Annotated in this window: 15 protein-coding genes and 1 tRNA gene; 9 read left to right on the top strand and 7 right to left on the bottom strand. The window is 67.8% G+C overall.

What is annotated here, in order from left to right; genetic code table 11:
* Nucleotides 1-64: 64 nt before the first annotated feature.
* From rsmG to rpmH, 6 genes are read right to left on the bottom strand one after another with little or no spacing between them, the layout of a single operon-like run.
* Nucleotides 65-757, bottom strand: a complete 693-nt coding sequence (gene rsmG / locus QM714_RS13630) for a 16S rRNA (guanine(527)-N(7))-methyltransferase RsmG (RefSeq protein WP_415101454.1) — start codon at nt 755-757, stop codon at nt 65-67.
* Between the two features lie 52 nt (nt 758-809).
* Nucleotides 810-1,403: a protein jag gene (locus QM714_RS13625; RefSeq protein ID WP_415103029.1), complete on the bottom strand. Its 594-nt coding sequence runs from the start codon at nt 1,401-1,403 to the stop codon at nt 810-812.
* Between the two features lie 59 nt (nt 1,404-1,462).
* A complete protein-coding gene (gene yidC, locus QM714_RS13620) occupies nt 1,463-2,422 on the bottom strand; it encodes a membrane protein insertase YidC (protein WP_415103028.1) in 960 nt (319 codons plus the stop codon).
* 30 nt (nt 2,423-2,452) lie between these two features.
* Nucleotides 2,453-2,701 (bottom strand): membrane protein insertion efficiency factor YidD, encoded by a 249-nt coding sequence (gene yidD / locus QM714_RS13615; RefSeq protein WP_415101452.1) that lies wholly within the window; start codon nt 2,699-2,701, stop codon nt 2,453-2,455.
* The gene (gene rnpA, locus QM714_RS13610) at nt 2,698-3,066 is read right to left on the bottom strand and encodes a ribonuclease P protein component (protein WP_415101450.1); all 369 of its coding nucleotides are present in this window, start codon (nt 3,064-3,066) and stop codon (nt 2,698-2,700) included. The genes yidD and rnpA overlap by 4 nt, the downstream gene beginning before the upstream one ends.
* A gap of 26 nt (nt 3,067-3,092) precedes the next feature.
* Complete coding sequence (rpmH, locus tag QM714_RS13605; protein WP_011758123.1) at nt 3,093-3,230, bottom strand: 50S ribosomal protein L34; 138 nt, start codon at nt 3,228-3,230, stop codon at nt 3,093-3,095.
* Between the two features lie 530 nt (nt 3,231-3,760).
* Between rpmH and dnaA the strand changes: the two genes are divergently transcribed.
* The 9 genes from dnaA to QM714_RS13560 all read left to right on the top strand — a co-directional run bounded on the left by dnaA (nt 3,761) and on the right by QM714_RS13560 (nt 15,786).
* The gene (gene dnaA, locus QM714_RS13600) at nt 3,761-5,266 is read left to right on the top strand and encodes a chromosomal replication initiator protein DnaA (RefSeq protein ID WP_415101447.1); all 1,506 of its coding nucleotides are present in this window, start codon (nt 3,761-3,763) and stop codon (nt 5,264-5,266) included.
* Nucleotides 5,267-5,697: 431 nt separating this feature from the next.
* A complete protein-coding gene (gene dnaN / locus QM714_RS13595) occupies nt 5,698-6,837 on the top strand; it encodes a DNA polymerase III subunit beta (protein ID WP_415101445.1) in 1,140 nt (379 codons plus the stop codon).
* A gap of 29 nt (nt 6,838-6,866) precedes the next feature.
* Nucleotides 6,867-7,772, top strand: coding sequence for a phosphogluconate dehydrogenase (NAD(+)-dependent, decarboxylating) (gene gnd, locus QM714_RS13590; protein WP_415101443.1), 906 nt, complete (start codon nt 6,867-6,869; stop codon nt 7,770-7,772).
* Nucleotides 7,773-7,781: 9 nt separating this feature from the next.
* Nucleotides 7,782-8,939 (top strand): DNA replication/repair protein RecF, encoded by a 1,158-nt coding sequence (recF, locus tag QM714_RS13585; protein WP_415101441.1) that lies wholly within the window; start codon nt 7,782-7,784, stop codon nt 8,937-8,939.
* Nucleotides 8,932-9,480, top strand: a complete 549-nt coding sequence (locus QM714_RS13580) for a DUF721 domain-containing protein (protein ID WP_415101439.1) — start codon at nt 8,932-8,934, stop codon at nt 9,478-9,480. Before recF ends, QM714_RS13580 begins: the two co-directional genes overlap by 8 nt.
* Before the next feature lie 316 nt (nt 9,481-9,796).
* Complete coding sequence (gyrB, locus tag QM714_RS13575) at nt 9,797-11,902, top strand: DNA topoisomerase (ATP-hydrolyzing) subunit B (protein ID WP_415101437.1); 2,106 nt, start codon at nt 9,797-9,799, stop codon at nt 11,900-11,902.
* Between the two features lie 51 nt (nt 11,903-11,953).
* Nucleotides 11,954-14,608, top strand: a complete 2,655-nt coding sequence (gene gyrA, locus QM714_RS13570; protein ID WP_415101435.1) for a DNA gyrase subunit A — start codon at nt 11,954-11,956, stop codon at nt 14,606-14,608.
* A complete protein-coding gene (locus QM714_RS13565; RefSeq protein WP_415101433.1) occupies nt 14,608-15,600 on the top strand; it encodes a DUF3566 domain-containing protein in 993 nt (330 codons plus the stop codon). The genes gyrA and QM714_RS13565 overlap by 1 nt, the downstream gene beginning before the upstream one ends.
* Before the next feature lie 112 nt (nt 15,601-15,712).
* Nucleotides 15,713-15,786 (top strand) — tRNA-Ile (locus QM714_RS13560).
* Between the two features lie 65 nt (nt 15,787-15,851).
* Here the strand turns inward: QM714_RS13560 and QM714_RS13555 are convergent.
* The gene (locus QM714_RS13555) at nt 15,852-16,667 is read right to left on the bottom strand and encodes an IclR family transcriptional regulator C-terminal domain-containing protein (RefSeq protein WP_415101431.1); all 816 of its coding nucleotides are present in this window, start codon (nt 16,665-16,667) and stop codon (nt 15,852-15,854) included.
* Nucleotides 16,668-16,716 lie beyond the last annotated feature (49 nt).

The following is a 16,716-nucleotide window of genomic DNA, read 5'->3' as shown; positions in this document are numbered from 1 at the left end:
AACCCTCCACCGCCCGTTGAGGGCTCGGTCCGGCGACTCTCATCCTCCGGGTTGTTGAACTCCGTCACCGACCCTGCTTCCTCCGACGCGCAACCTTCCGCGGGACGCCAGCGTCGTTGCGCCGGACCAGCCGCAAACCTACCGCCGACGGGCCTGCCCATTCCACCCGGACCGCCCGGCTCGAAGCCTCGCCGAGGCCTTCGCCCACCGAGATCAGCTCCGGAACTGCGCACCCCAACTGCTCCAGGACTGGCTTCGCGCCCCCGATCTCGGCCTCCGCCGACGCGCCCTTCAGAGCGACCAGAGCCCCCGTGGACCGCACCAACGGCATGCACCACTCCACCAGTCGGGCCAGCGGCGCCACCGCCCGGGCAGTCACGATGTCGAAGGCGCGCTGACCATGCAGCGCGTCCGCCCGGCCGCGGATCACCTCCACTCGATCCAAGCCCAGATCATCGACCACCTCGGTGAGGAACGTCGTCCGCCGCAGCAGTGGCTCGACCAGGGTCACCGACAGGTCTGGCCGAGCGATCGCGAGCACCAACCCGGGCAACCCGGCCCCCGAGCCCACGTCGCACAAGCTCGCGTCCGGCGGCACCAGTTCGGCGACGCCGACGCTGTTCAACAGGTGTCGCTCCCAGAGCCGAGGCACCTCCCGGGGACCCACCAGCCCGCGCACCACCCCGTCGCTCGTGAGGCGGTCGGCGTACGCCTCGATCAGGGGCAGACGATCACCGAACACCCGTGCCGCCAGCACGGGTGTTTCACGTGAAACACGCCGCTCCACCCGGTCCGCACTCCCCACTCGATCAGGAGGGTTGGATGACGACGTAGCGCCTGGGCTCCATCCCGTCCGACTCCGAGGTCAGACCGGCAGCCTTCACCTCGTCGTGCACGACCTTCCGCTCGAACGCCGACATCGGCTCCATCGCCACGGGCGCGCCCTCGGTGCGAACCCGGTCGACCGCCTCCCGGGCCACCTCGACCAGCTCCGCTCGCTTCTCGGCTCGATAGCCGGAGATGTCGAGCATCAGCCGGGACCGCTCCCCGGTCTCCCGGTAGACCGCGAGCCGGACGAGCTCCTGCAAGGCCTCGAGCACCTCTCCGTCGCGACCTACCAACTGCGAGAGGTCGGCGCCCACGATGGAGACGGCGGCGCGATCACCCTCGACATCCATGTCCAGGTCACCGTCCAGATCCGCGATGTCGAGCAACTCCTCGAGGTAGTCGGCGGCGATATCGCCCTCCTGCTCCAGGCGCTCCACGCGGGACGGCCGGCCTTCCTCAACCTCCACCGGCTCATCGCTCGGCTCGATCGGCTCCGCGGGGGCCTCGTCCAGGTCCATCGCCCGCTCAAGCTCCGCCTCGGTCAGCAAATCCGCGGTGACGGTCCCCTCCGCGATCTCGGTCTCCACCGGGGTGCTGGTCTCTTCGGTCATCGGCTCTGCTCCTGCTCAGAAGTTCAGCTGTCGGTCTCGGGTGCCCGCTCCGTCTCGGAGCCCTCGGGCGGGTTCGGCTTCCGCTGCGCGCCCTTCTTGCGCTGCTCACGCGACTGCTTCTTCGGCTGCTGGCGCTGCGGTGCTTGCTTGGGCTGCTCCTCCTCGACCCCGGTGAGCGGATCGGGGGTCACCGTGCGGCCCTTGCGCTCGTCACGCTGCTGCTTCGCGGCGAACGCCGGCGTGCCCGGCGCGGGGTTGCTCCTGATCACGTAGAACTGCTGCCCCATGGTCCACAGGTTCGAGGTGGTCCAGTAGAGCAGCACGCCGATCGGGAAGGCGATGCCACCGACCGCGAAGACGACTGGGAGGACGTAGAGGAGCATCTTCTGCTGTTGGGCATAGGGCCCGCTCATCGCATCGGCTGGCATGTTCTTGCTCATCAATTGCCGCTGGGTGAGGAACGTCGTTGCCGTCATCGCGATCACTAGGGCACCGGCCAGGATCTTCACCGTGATGTCGCCGCTGCCGGTGAAGGTGTCGGAGATGTGCGCACCGAAGATGGTCGCGTCGCTGAGCTGCTTGACCTGCTCCTGGGTAAGCACGCCCTTAGGCACGTCACGAGCCGCATGGTTGAGCAGTCGGAACAGCGCCAAGAAGATCGGCATCTGCACGATCAGCGGCAGACAAGAGGCGAACGGGTTGGTCCCGGAGTCCTTGTAGAGCTGCATCGTCTCCTGGGCGAGCCGCTCGCGGTCGTGGCCGTACTTCTTCTGCAGCTCCTTGACCTTGGGCTGGATCAACTGCATGTTGCGGCTGGACTTGATCTGCTTGACGAACAGCGGGATCAGCAGGGCGCGAATAGTCACCGTCAACCCGACGATCGCCAGCGCCCAGGCCCAACCGCTCGACGAGCCGAGCACCGCGGCGAAGAGCCCGTGCCAGGCGACCAGGATCAACGAGATCACCCAGTACAGCGGTCCCATGATGACCGTGCTGAGGAAGTCCAACACTCTTCAGGCTCCTAGAGTCCGGGGGTGGTCGGCGCCCGCACGGGGCGGCACGGGGTCATAGCCGCCCGCCGCCCAAGGGTGGCAGCGCCCAAGTCGTCGTACAGTCAGCCAACTGCCACGCAGACTGCCATGCTCGGTCACCGCTTCGAGAGCGTACGCCGAGCAGGACGGGTGGTAGCGGCATACCTGTCCGTAGAGAGGGCTGATGAACAGCCGATAGGCGCGCAGCAGCCAGATCAGGGGATACTTCATGCCCGGCTCCGTTCCAGCGCGGGAGTCCCGGCCACACGGTCCAGGCATCGGTCCAGATCCTTCGCCAGGCCGACCGAGTCGGCATCCGCAGCGGGCGGCAGAGCGCGGATGACGAGGGTGCTCGGAGCGGCGAGGCGGTCCAGCCGGTCCGCGACCAGATGCCGAAGCCGACGTTGCACTCGATGCCGCGTCACGGAGTTGCCCACCGCGCGGCTCACCACCAAACCCACTCGGACCGCCGGTTGGTCACTCGCCCCACCCGGCAGCCAATGCACGACAAGGGTCGCCGCACCGCACCGCACGCCCGAACGGATCGTGCGGCGGAACCCCTCACCGGAGGTCAGCCGGTTGGCACGCGGGAGCACCCGACACCACGCGACGGTGTCGGGTCTCAGACCGCGAGGCTCTTGCGGCCCTTGCGACGACGCGAGGAGAGGATGGCCCGCCCCGCGCGGGTGCGCATGCGCAGACGGAAACCATGCACCTTGTGACGGCGACGGTTGTTCGGCTGGTAGGTGCGCTTGCTCACGAGCTTCTCCGTAGTCTTCCCCGATGGTCCGGGGCGCTGGTGTTTCCGGCTGGATGTCCCTCGGCGCGGTGGGCGAGACCTGACGTACTTCGTCGGCTGGCACCGCCCACCCGCGGACCTTTCCGGCTGCTCTCGTCGGTCGAACGAGGGGCTGCCGGAAGGTGGTCCGTGGACATGCGGCACCGGTCGACGCCGGGCGACCTGTCAACGGTACGCGAGTGGTCTCCGCAGGGTCAAACCCACCGGCCCCTTGCCTGTGGATGAGCGCTTGCTGTTCGGCAGCAGTGCTTGTTACGTTCACGCTACCGAGTTTCCCCGCCACCCACGGGTCGGACTCCGCACAAGCGATCGTTCAGCGTGAGGTCGCCGCCTCTTACTAGGCGGTTGACCTGCGAAAACGCAGCAGCGTCGGGGTCCTGGGTGCGTCTCGGAGGGCTCCCGCCCACCCCGCTTGAGCTACGTGCACAGGCTGTGGACAAACTTGTGGAGCAGGGTCGGTCTCCGACCCATAACGAGACAGGACACCTGCAGTGACCGAGGATGACCGAAGGGGTAGGGAGACGGTGCAGAACAACGACGCCACTCGGCTTGGCGTGGTCTGGCAGCGCGTGCTCGACGAGCTCCAACCCAACCAACGGGCCTGGCTCCGCGCCAGTGAACCGGTGACCATGCACGGCGAGACGGCGATCATCGCCGTCCCCAACGACTTCACCCGCGGCCAGCTCGAGGGTCGGCTGCGCGCCCAGGTCGAAGATGCCCTCAGCGACTCCTTCGGTCAGGAGACCCGCATCGCGGTGACCGTCAACCCTGCCCTCGACGATGGCACCGTCTCGGCGCCGGTCGAAGTCGACGTACCACCAAGTCGAGAAAGTGATCTATCGACAAAGCATTTTGGCTCCTTGGACCCCTTGAGTGCGTCAACCGCTCCCCCTGCCGGACCCGAGGCACATCTGCTCGACCGGATGGACACCTCCCCGCGCCAAGCAGCGGCCGTCATGGAGTCCCGGCTCAACCCGAAGTACACCTTCGAAACCTTCGTCATCGGGTCGTCCAACCGCTTCCCTCATGCCGCCGCCGTCGCGGTGGCCGAGGCACCCGGCCGCTCCTACAACCCGCTCCTCATCTACGGCGATTCCGGCCTCGGCAAGACCCACCTGCTGCACGCGATCGGCCACTACGTCCGCAGCCTCTACTCCGGTGCCAAGGTCCGCTACGTCTCCAGTGAAGAGTTCACCAACGAGTTCATCAACGCCATCCGTGACGAGCGCCAGGATCGGTTCAAGCGGCGTTACCGCGACGTAGACGTCCTCCTGATCGACGACATCCAGTTCCTCGAAGGCAAGATCCAGACCCAAGAGGAGTTCTTCCACACCTTCAACACCCTGCACAACGCGAACAAACAGATCGTGCTCACCTCCGACCGGGCCCCCAAGAAACTCGACGAGTTCGAGGACCGGCTGCGCAACCGGTTCGAGTGGGGCCTGGTCACCGACGTCCAGCCGCCCGAGCTGGAGACCCGGATCGCCATCTTGCGCAAGAAGGCCGCGATCGACCGGCTCTCCGCGCCGGCCGACGTGTTGGAGTTCATCGCCTCCAAGATCCAGACCAACATCCGCGAGCTCGAGGGTGCGCTGATCCGCGTCACCGCCTTCGCCAACCTCAACCGTCAAGAGGTCGACCTCACCCTGGCCGAGATCGTCTTGAAGGACCTGATCCCCGAGGGGGGTGAGCCCGAGATCACCGCACCCCTGATCATCGCACAGACGGCCGCCTATTTCGGGGTCAGCATCGAGGACCTCACCGGTCCCAGCCGCGGCCGCCACCTCGTGCAGGGGCGTCAGATCGCGATGTACCTGTGTCGCGAGCTCACCGACCTCTCATTGCCCAAGATCGGCGCGCAGTTCGGCAACCGCGACCACACCACGGTGATGTACGCCGACCGCAAGATCAACCAGCTCCTCGCCGAACGCCGCTCGGTGTTCAACCAGGTCAGCGAGCTGACCAACCGGATCAAGATGCAGGCACGTCAGGCCTGACCCCGATCGCGGTGACCTGCTCGCCGCGCGTGGATCTGGGCCTGTGGATCTGGGTGTGCGCAGCCTCGGAGTGTCATCCACAGGGGCAGTGGACAGACCAGCGGCCTATCTCGTCGGGGTTGCCGCATACACACGCCCCGCCCTGGCGACCGCCCGCTCTCCACAGCACTATCACCAGCCCCATACCTGTTCTGACCTGGGCGAACGCTGTCTATCCACTGTTTCCACCGATGCTATGACCACTACGATCCCCTAGCGGAGTCACACACGGACGAACTCTGCTCCGCGACCCGACCTGGGGAGAACCCCCTCGCTGTGGCAGCATCAGCTGCAGGTCGGCCGCGCCGAGACGGCGAGGTGAGCCTGTCCGGTCATGGCAGGATGCACACAGTTCACCTGTTCCCCGCACGGTCGAGATGGAGGTTGGGGAAGTGAAGTTCTCAGTCGACCGCGACGTCCTCGCGGACGCCGTGGCGTGGGCTGCGCGCAGTCTTCCGATCCGACCGAGCGTGCCCGTCCTCGTGGGCCTGCTCCTCGACGCCGACGAGTCTGGCCTCGTGCTGTCGACCTTCGACTACGAGACCTCAGCGACGGCGACTGTAAGTGCGGACGTCTCCGAGCCAGGTCGGGCACTCGTGAGTGGTCGCCTGCTCGCCGACATCTGCCGCAGCCTCCCGAACAAGCCGGTTGACCTGCAGCTCGAAGGCGCTCGAGTCACCCTGACCTGCGGTGCCGCGCGCTTCAGTCTGCAGACCATGCCTGTCGAGGACTACCCCACGCTGCCCGCGATGCCGAGTGCCACCGGCACGGTCGACAGTGAAACGTTCGCCCATGCGGTGGCCCAGGCGGTCACGGCCGCTGGACGTGACGACATGCTGCCGGTGCTGACCGGCGTACGCATCGAGATCGACGGCTCGACCATCAGCCTGCTGGCCACCGACCGGTTCCGGCTCAGCCAGCGGGAGCTGGACTGGAATCCAAACAGCCCCGACGAGTCTGCGGCTGCCCTGGTGCCTGCCAAGGTGCTCGGCGACACCGCCAAGTCCCTCACTGCGGGGCCAGAGGTGACCATTGCGCTCTCCCACGGTGGCGTGGGCGAAGGCATCATCGGTTTCGAGGGGCACGCCGACGGTGGGCTGCGGCGCACCACCACCAGACTGCTGGACGGTGAGTTCCCCAAGGTGCGCAGCCTGTTCCCCTCGGAGCATCAGACGACCGCGCTGGTTGACAAGGCGGCCCTGGTCGAGTCGGTCAAGCGCGTCTCCCTCGTCGCCGAGCGCAACACGGCCGTGCAGCTGGCCTTCTCCGACGGGGTGCTCACCTTGGACGCCGGCTCCGGCGACGAGGCACAGGCCTCGGAGTCGGTCGAGGCGACCATCGATGGCGAGGACATCACCACCGGGTTCAACCCGCAGTTCCTGCTCGACGGACTGGGCGCGATCGACGAGCCGGTGGTCAAGATGGCATTCACCCAGGCCTCGAAGCCTGTCGTGATCAGCGGCGCGGTCCAAGAAGGTGGCGGGGACTCCGGTTTCCGCTATCTGCTGATGCCGCGCCGACTTCTATCCTGAAGAGCCCTACCAATCGAGCGGGAGGACACATGGAGATCGGACTGATCGGCCTCGGCAAGATGGGTGGCAACATGCGCACCCGGTTGCGCAACGCCGGACACACGGTGGTGGGCTTCGACCGCGATCCGGGGTTGTCGGACGCCGCCAGCCTCGCCGAGATGGTCGACCGACTGCCCGCACCGAAGGTGGTCTGGGTGATGGTCCCGGCCGGCGGTCCGACCCGCGACACCGTGCACGAGTTGGGTGAGCTGCTCAGCGAGGGCGACGTCGTGGTCGACGGCGGCAACTCACGCTGGACTGACGACCTGGCACATGCCGAGCATCTGCGCGGGAAGGGCATCGGCTATGTCGACTGCGGAGTCTCCGGAGGTGTCTGGGGCCTGCAGAACGGCTACGCCTTGATGTACGGCGGCGACGCGGCCGACATCGCCAAAGTGCAGCCAGCGTTCGACGCACTGAAGCCCGAAGGCGACTTCGGTGCGGTCCACGCTGGCGCCGTGGGCGCCGGCCACTTCTCCAAGATGGTCCATAACGGGATCGAGTACGCCATCATGCAGGCCTACGCCGAAGGATGGGAGCTGCTCGAGAAGGTCGACCTGGTCGACAACGTCACCGAGGTCTTCCGCTCCTGGCGTGAAGGCACGGTCATCCGCTCGTGGCTGCTCGACCTGCTGGTCTCCGCGCTGGACGAGGATCCCGGACTTGTCGGGATCGAGGGATTCGCCGCAGACTCCGGAGAGGGTCGCTGGACGGTCGAGGCCGGCATCGACAACGGCGTGCCCACGCCTGCCATCACCGCTGCCCTCTATGCCCGATTCGTCTCCCAGCAAGACGACTCTCCCGCGATGAAGGCGATCGCGGCGATGCGCAACCAGTTCGGCGGCCACGCCGTGAAGACCTCGCCGCCACCCGGCGGTGACGCCAACCCGGGCTAGATCCAGAGGGTGTACGTCTCCCATCTGCTCCTGCACGACTTCAGGTCCTACGCCGACCTCGATGTCGAGCTAGATCCGGGACCGACGGCGTTCATCGGGCGCAACGGCCAGGGCAAGACCAACCTGATCGAGGCGATCGACTACCTGTCCCGGCTCTCCTCCCACCGAGTCGCGACCGATGCTCCCCTGGTCCGAGCGGACACCGAGCAGGCGGTAGTGCGGGCGGTGGTCGTGCGCGACGGTCGGCAGGCGACGCTCGAGGTCGAGATCAACCCCGGCCGGTCCAACCGTGCCCGGGTCAATCGGGCGGTCCTCCCCCGGGCCCGGGAGTTGATCGGCCTGGTCCGGACGGTGGTCTTCTCCCCGGAGGACCTCGGCCTGGTCAAGGGCGACCCGTCGGACCGGCGGCACTTCCTCGACGACCTGCTGATCCAGCGCACGCCGAGGCTGGCCGGCGTGCGCGCCGACTACGACCGGGTCCTCAAGCAGCGCAACTCGCTGCTGAAGACTGCACGGCTCGCTCACGGCTCCTCGCGGGAGAGCGCGCTGGACACCCTCGAGGTGTGGGACGCGAACCTGGCCCGCACCGGCGCCGAGCTGCTCGCTGCCCGACTGCGCCTGGTCGACGACCTGCGACCACACCTGGGTGCGGCTTACGAAGCGGTCGCCCGGGGAGCCACCCGTGAGGACGCCGGCATCGACTACCGCCCCTGCTTCGAGCTGGACGCCGAGACGATCGCCGCCCTGCCCGACTCGGCACCGCTCGAGAAGGCGCTGCTCGCCGAGCTGGCCGTCCGGCGTCGAGACGAGCTCGAGCGTGGCATCTCCCTCGTCGGCCCGCACCGAGACGACCTGCTGTGCACGCTGGCCAGCCCGGGCCAGCGGCTGTCGGTCAAGGGGTACGCCTCGCACGGTGAGTCCTGGTCGTTCGCGGTGGCCCTGCGGTTGGCGTCGTACGACCTCCTGCGTGACGACGGCGACGACCCGATCCTGATCCTCGACGACGTCTTCGCCGAGTTGGACGGAGAACGCCGCGAGCAACTCGCCGCCCTGGTCGCCGGCGCCGAGCAGGTGCTGGTCACCGCCGCGGTCGCGGCCGACGTCCCCGACAAGCTGGCCGCAGCGCGCTACCTCGTCGCCGAGGGACAGGTGACCCGTGATGGCTGAGCCGGACCAGCCAGACGAGACGGAGCAGGGGAGTTCGCACGCCGACGACGGCCTGGACCTGGCGCGCCGCACTGCGCGGTCCCTGGCGGGTGGTCCGCCCGCACGGAAGCCGCGCCGGCGGACCGTGCCACGCGCGGAGACCCGGGGTGGCCGCCCCCCTCTCTCGGGCGCGTATCCCGACGAGCGCGACCCGCAACCGCTGGACACCACCGTCGATCGCCTGGTCAGCGACCGCGGCTGGGAGCTCGACCTGCGCGTGCACGGTGTCTTCGCCCGCTGGGCCGAACTGGTCGGGTCCGAGGTCGGCGAGCACTCCACACCCGAGTCGTTCACCGAGGGCAAGCTCGTGGTCCGCACCGACTCCACGGCGTGGGCGACCCAGTTGAAGTACCTCGCGCCGACCGTCGTCCGCCGCCTCAACGAGGAGCTCGGGCACGGCACGGTGACGCTGTTGGAGGTCGTCGGTCCGGCCGCACCCTCCTGGAAGCGTGGCCCCCGTTCGGTGCGCGACGGCCGCGGGCCGAGAGACACCTACGGCTGAACAGACTGTGCGCACCCGGCGAGCCACGCTTGGTGGCCGCCCGCACGCCTCCACTGGCCGCTCCAGGGGCTTGGCCGTGGTATGGGGACATATGCCACCCCCTGATCGGCCGCTGAAACCGCCTTCGGATGCCGCAAACAGCCGATTTCCTCCACAGATCACCCCATCTGCTGAGGCGGCAACTCGGCTCGCGGCCCGTGAGCGGCTATCATAGGTTCTCGGGTCGCCTGGCTCCTCGAGCGGCGGCCTTCGCTATGTCAGGCACGCGGATGGACGACTTCAGGACGGCCGCCGCGCCAGTGCGGAAGAGGTGCGTGTGTCCGACGAGACCACCGACATCCAGCCCCCCGATCAGTTCGCCACCACCCCTTTCGAAGGGGAGTACGACGCCTCCACCATCCAGGTCCTCGAGGGACTGGAGGCAGTCCGGAAGCGCCCGGGGATGTACATCGGCTCCACCGGCGAGCGCGGTCTGCACCATCTGGTCTGGGAGATCGTCGACAACTCCGTCGACGAGGCGCTAGCTGGCTTCTGCGACCGGATCGTGCTGACCCTCCAGGCCGATGGCGGTGTCCGGGTGGAGGACAACGGTCGCGGCATCCCGACCGATATCCATCCGGTCGAGGGCATCCCGGCGGTCACCTTGGCGCTGACCCAACTGCATGCCGGCGGCAAGTTCGGTGGTGGCGGCTACAAGGTCTCCGGCGGACTGCACGGCGTCGGTGTCTCGGTCGTCAACGCGCTGAGTTCGCGACTGGTCGTCGAGGTCCGCAACCGCGGTCACCTGTGGCGGCAGTCGTTCTCCCTCGGTGTGCCCGACGGTGACCTGGAGCAGGTGCGGGCGATGGAGCCCGGCGAGGCAACCGGCACCACGGTCACGTTCTACGCATCGGTCGACATCTTCGAGACCACGACGTACTCCCTGGAGACGATCACGTCGCGGATCCGCGAGATGGCCTTCCTCAACAAGGGCCTGGAGATCGTGGTCCGTGACGAGCGGCCGGTCGCCGACGAGATCGTCGAGGCTGTCGAGGACGGCACCGTCGACCACGAGATCGACCAGGCCGGCACCGACGCGATCAAGCGGGCCGAGACCGGCGGCATCGAGCGCACCTTCCGCTACGACCGCGGGTTGGTCGACTATGTCGAGCACCTCAACCGCCGCAAGGACAAGGCCAACCCGAGCATCATCGACTTCGACGCCTCCCAGACGTCCGGTGTGAACGGCGACAGCGGCGAGATGAGTCTCGAGATCGCGATGCAGTGGAACACCGGCTTCACCGAGTCGGTGCACACCTTCGCCAACGCGATCAACACCCACGAGGGCGGCACCCACGAGGAGGGTTTCCGTGCGGCGCTCACCACCCTGGTCAACCACTGGGGGGAGGAGTGGGGGCTGATCAAGAAGCGCGAGGACCGGGTCTCCGGCGACGACATCCGCGAGGGCCTTACCGCGATCATCTCTATCAAGCTGGCCGAGCCGCAGTTCGAAGGGCAGACCAAGACCAAGCTCGGCAACACCGAGGCCAAGGGCTTCGTGCAGCGGGTGGTCAACGACCAGCTCGGCGCATGGTTCGAGCAGAACCCCGGTGAGGGCAAGGACATCGTCCGCAAGTCCCAGGCGGCCGCCTCGGCGCGCATCGCCGCCCGCAAGGCCCGTGACCTGGCCCGATCCCGGAAGGGTCTGCTAGGTGGCGGAGGGCTGCCGGGCAAGCTGGCCGACTGTCAGTCGACCAACCCCGACGAGTGCGAGGTCTTCATCGTCGAGGGCGACTCCGCGGGCGGCTCGGCCAAGCAGGGCCGGGACCCACGGGTGCAGGCGATCTTGCCGATCCGAGGCAAGATCCTCAACGTCGAGAAGGCCCGCATCGACAAGGTGCTCGCCAACGCCGAGGTGCAGGCGATCATCTCCGCCCTCGGCACCGGCATCCACGAGGAGTTCAACCTCGACAAGCTCCGCTACCACAAGATCGTGCTGATGGCCGACGCCGATGTCGACGGCCACCACATCAACACGCTGTTGTTGACGCTGCTGTTCCGATTCATGAAGCCGCTCATCGAGCACGGCTACGTCTACATGGCCCAGCCACCGCTCTACCGACTGCGCTGGAACAAGCCGCACGAGCACGAGTTCGTCTACTCCGACGCCGAGCGTGACGCGCTCCTGCGGGACGGCCAGGAGCAGGGCAAGAAGCTGCCCAAGGAGATGCCGGTGCAGCGCTACAAGGGTCTCGGTGAGATGAACGCCGACGAGTTGTGGGAGACCACGATGGACCCGGCCCAGCGGCTGCTCCTCCAGGTGACCCTCGAGGACGCCGCTCAAGCCGACGAGATCTTCTCGGTGCTGATGGGCGAGGACGTCGAGCAGCGACGGTCGTTCATCCAGCGCAACGCCAAGGACGTCCGCTTCCTCGATATCTAGCAATCTAAGGGGTTCGCTAGATATCGGTAGAGAGAGTCAGAAAGAGCAATCGTGACCGAGACGACCAACACTCCCCCACCCGACGGCCCGACCGGACGCATCGAACCGGTCGAGCTGCAGGTGGAGATGCAGCGCTCCTACATCGACTACGCCATGGCGGTCATCGTCGGCCGTGCCCTGCCCGACGTACGCGATGGACTCAAGCCGGTGCACCGCCGGGTGCTCTACGCGATGTTCGACGGCGGCTACCGACCCGATCGGGGCTTCTCCAAGTGCAGCCGTGTGGTCGGTGACGTGATGGGTCAGTACCACCCTCACGGCGACACCGCGATCTACGACACCTTGGTCCGACTCGCCCAGCCCTGGGTGATGCGCGCACCGCTCATCCAGGGCCAGGGCAACTTCGGCTCGCCGGGCAACGACCCGGCCGCTGCCATGCGCTACACCGAGTGTCGGATGGACCCGCTGGCCATGGAGATGGTCCGCGACATCGAGCAGGAGACCGTCGACTTCCAGCCCAACTACGACGGCAAGGGCGCCGAGCCGACCATTCTGCCGGCACGCTTCCCCAACCTCTTGGTCAACGGGTCGGCCGGGATCGCGGTGGGGATGGCTACCAACATCCCGCCGCACAACCTGCGCGAGGTCGCCGACGGTGCGCAGTGGCTGCTCGACCATCCCGACGCCTCTCGCGAGGAGTTGCAGGACGCCTTGATCGAGCGGATCAAGGGCCCCGACTTTCCCAACGGCGCCCTGATGGTGGGCCGCCAGGGCATCGAGCAGGCCTACCGCACCGGGCGCGGCTCGATCATGCAGCGCGCGGTCGTCGAGATCGACGAGGACAGCAAGGGCCGCACCTGTCTGGTGATCTCCGAGCTGCCCTATATGGTCAACCCCGACAACCTGGCGCTGAAGATCGCCGAGCTCGCCGACAGTGGCCGGGTCCAGGGCATCTCCGACGTCCGCGACGACTCCTCGTCGCGGACCGGGCAGCGGCTGGTGGTCGTGCTCAAGCGCGACGCCGTTGCCCGGGTCGTGCTCAACAACCTGTTCAAGCACACCGAACTGCAGACCAACTTCTCCGCCAACATGCTTGCGCTCGTCGACGGGGTGCCGCGCACCTTGTCCATCGACCAGTTCGTGCTGCACTGGGTCAACCACCAGATCGATGTCATCCAGCGCCGCACTCGCTACCGGCTGCGCAAGGCAGAGGAGCGCGCGCACATCCTGCGCGGCCTGGTCAAGGCGCTCGACCAGCTCGACGCCGTCATCGCGCTGATCCGCGGCAGTGCGAGCGCGGACGCCGCCCGCACCGGCCTGATCGAGCTGCTCGAGATCGACGATCTGCAGGCACGGGCGATCTTGGACATGCAGCTGCGCTCGTTGGCTGCCCTCGAGCGGCAGAGGATCATCGATGACCTGGCCGCCATCGAGACCGAGATCGCCGACCTGACCGACATCCTCGCCAACGAGTCCCGGCAACGGGGCATCGTCAGCGAGGAGCTCGGCCAGATCGTCGACAAGTACGGCACCGACCGGCGCACCCAGCTCATCGCCGCCGACGGGGATCTGTCCATGGAGGACCTGATCCCCGACGAGGACCTGGTCGTCTCCATCACCCGGGGCGGCTATGCCAAGCGGACCCGCGCGGACGCCTATCGGACCCAGAAGCGCGGCGGCAAGGGAGTCCGCGGTGCGGCGCTGCGCGGCGACGACGTCGTGGAGCACTTCATCGCGACCACCAACCACCACTGGCTGCTCTTCTTCACCACCGCGGGCCGGGTCTATCGGACCAAGGCCTACAACCTCCCCGAGGCGTCTCGAGATGCCAAGGGTGGTCACGTCGCGGGGCTGCTCTCCTTCCAGCCCGACGAGTCGATCGCTCAGGTGTTGGCCATCCGCGACTACGAGCAGGCGCCGTACCTCGTCCTGGCCACCCGCAACGGACTGGTCAAGAAGACCCGCCTGGCCGACTACAACAGTCCTCGCCAGGCGGGCGTGATCGCGATCAACTTCCGCGAGGACGACGACGAGCTGATCGGAGCCGAGCTGGTCGGCCCCGACGACGACATCCTGCTCGTGTCGCGGCGGGGTCAGTCGATCCGCTTCCGCGCCGACGACGCCCAGCTCCGCCCGATGGGACGGGCCACCTCGGGCGTGTCGGGCATGAAGTTCCGCGACGGCGACTCGATGCTGTCGATGTCGGTGATCCGCAACGCCGAGGAGGCCGGCGACGAGCCGGAGCAGTATCTCTTCACGATGACCGACGGCGGCTTCGCCAAGCGCAGCCGGATCGAGGACTACCGGTTGCAGGGCCGTGGCGGGCTAGGCATCAAGGCGATGGCGCTCACCAACGAGGATCGCGGCGGCCTGGTGGGGGCGTTCATCGTCTCCGACGGCGACGAGGTGCTGTCGATCACCCAGAGCGGGCAGGTCGTGCGCAGCCCGATCAACGACGATTTCCGGGTCACCGGACGCTCCACGATGGGGGTGAAGTTCGTGACGCCGAAGGCGGGCGACGCCGTTGCCGTGGTGGCACGATCGGTCGAGAGTAGGGACGAGGAGGGTGACCCCGAGACCGCCGAGGCCACCGGCGCGGAGTCCGCTGAGGTGTCCGAGACTGGCTCCGCCGAATCGGCCGATCTGGGGTCGGATGCAACAATCGACCACGAAACGCCCGACAAAAGCGGAGAGAGTGAGTCCTGATGGCGGATCGTCCGGCCACCCCCACGGGGCAGCGGCCGGCACCCGACAAGGGTGCTGCACCCACTAACCGCAAGGGCCGCGTGCTGCCGCCGATGCCACCGGCGAACGGCGTCGCACCGGCTGACGACGACACGGCCGTGCGCCCCGCCGTACCCGCCGATGCGCCGGCGGCCAAACGTTCGACGAAGCGACCGGCGGCCAAGCGCCCGGCTGCCAAACGGGGCGCTGGGCAGTCGGCCCCGGCCCAGTCCCAGCCGGCCCAGACGCAACCGATGCGGACCGCCTCGCCCCAGGCGGATCAGGGTGCGCAGACGCGGCCAACCGAGGCGGCACCTCCGCCGGCCGGCCAGCCTGGTCGACGCTCGACGAGCTCGCGGAAGGCCGCCCCGAGCGCCGCTCCGGCCCAGCCGACGGCGCGCACACAGGGCGGAGCGCCCCGCGCGGCGGCTCCGGCGCCGGTCGCTGCTCCGACAGCCCCCGCCTCGGCGCCCGCTCCGGCTGCCCCGCCGAGGTCGGCTCCTCAGGCAGACCCTCGGCAGCAGCCGACGGCTGCGGCCGCTTCGGCACAGGCTCGCTCCCAGCAGCCTGCTCCCACGGCCGCCCGACCGGCGCCGCGTGGGCCTCGTCGGGCCCGGCTGCGGCTGACCCAGATCGATCCGTGGTCGGTGATGAAGACCGCGTTCCTGCTCTCGATCGCGCTCGGCATCGTCACCGTTGTCGCAGTGCTCACCGTGTGGTCGATCCTCGGCATCGCCGGCGTGTGGGACTCCATCAACTCCACGGTGGCCACCGCCGTCGGCGGCGAGGACGGCACGAAGTTCAACGTGACCGACTATGTCGGGTTGCCCCGGGTGCTCGGTTTCACGACGCTGATGGCGGTCGTCGACGTCGTCCTGCTCACTGCCTTGGCCACGCTGGCGGCCTTCCTCTACAACATGGCCGCCGCGCTGCTCGGCGGCATCGATGTAACGCTCACCGAGGACGAGGACTGAGCGTCAGGATCGGCATCGCCGGAAGTCGACCGCGTTTTGTCGGCCCCTCCGGCGGTGGGGTAATGTTCACGCTCGGTCGGGCTCGCCTCGACCCCCCTGCGATCGCCAGCACGGGCCTATAGCTCAGACGGTTAGAGCGCTTCCCTGATAAGGAAGAGGTCACAGGTTCAAGTCCTGTTAGGCCCACCGAGTTCTCCGGATCAGGGATCTGCCGAGTCAGTAGAGCTTCGGCGGCGGAATGCAGCGAACCGTCACTGGGGGGGTGGGGGGGTCAAACCGCTGACCGGGAGCGCGTCTATCCGAGCCCAGTCGGCGCTGATTGAACTCGCCGTGGCGAGGAGCTTCGGGAGGTGCTCATCGAGCAATCTCTCCGTGGCTGTCTCGCTCGCATGGACGGTGACATTCAAGGCGGCACGAGTGCGTCCGCTGCCGTCGCGAAGCGGTGTTGCGATGGACCGGATGCCGATGGCAAGCTCCTGGTCGGTGAGGATCCAGCCTTGCTCGCGGATCTCCGCCAACTGCTCGTAAAGTTCGCGCAGACTCGGAGTGTGGCGTGGCACAATGCCGGACCGGGTCGGTTCGGCGAGGAGGACGGCAACGTCCTCGTCGGTGAGGTCGGACAGGAGCACCTTTCCCAGGGATGTGGTGGCGGCTGGGAAGCGGGTTCCGATGCGGACGACGAGGGCGATCAGTTTCGGGACCGCGACGCGCGCGACGTAGACGATGTCCGAGCCGTCGAGCTGGGCCACCGAGCTCGACTCGTGGGTCTGCGCGACCAGTCGCTCCATGTGTGGCCGGGTCAGGTCCCAGATGTCGGTGGCCTGAATGTAGGTCATCCCGAGATCGAGAACCCGCGGCGTCAGTGTGAAGTTGCCGTTGTGGCGGCGCACGTATCCGAGGGCTTGGAGGGTGTGCAGGATCCGCGCTGCGGTCGGGCGCGCAAGGTTGGCGGCGGTCGCGAGCTCGCTCATCGTCATCGACTGGCGGGCGGGCTCGAAGGCCCTGAGCAGGTCGAGTCCGCGCGCTACCGCTTCGACGAAGTTGGGATCGGCATCGCGCTTCGGCATTGGGTCCAGCTCCTCTCGCCGACACCGGAGTCTACGCGATGTCCGCGGT

The sequence above is a fragment of the Nocardioides sp. genome (assembly GCF_047602075.1).
Classification (GTDB): Bacteria; Actinomycetota; Actinomycetes; order Propionibacteriales; family Nocardioidaceae; genus Nocardioides.
Note: the sequence above shows the minus strand (reverse complement) of the source record. Positions and strands in the feature narration are given on the sequence as shown.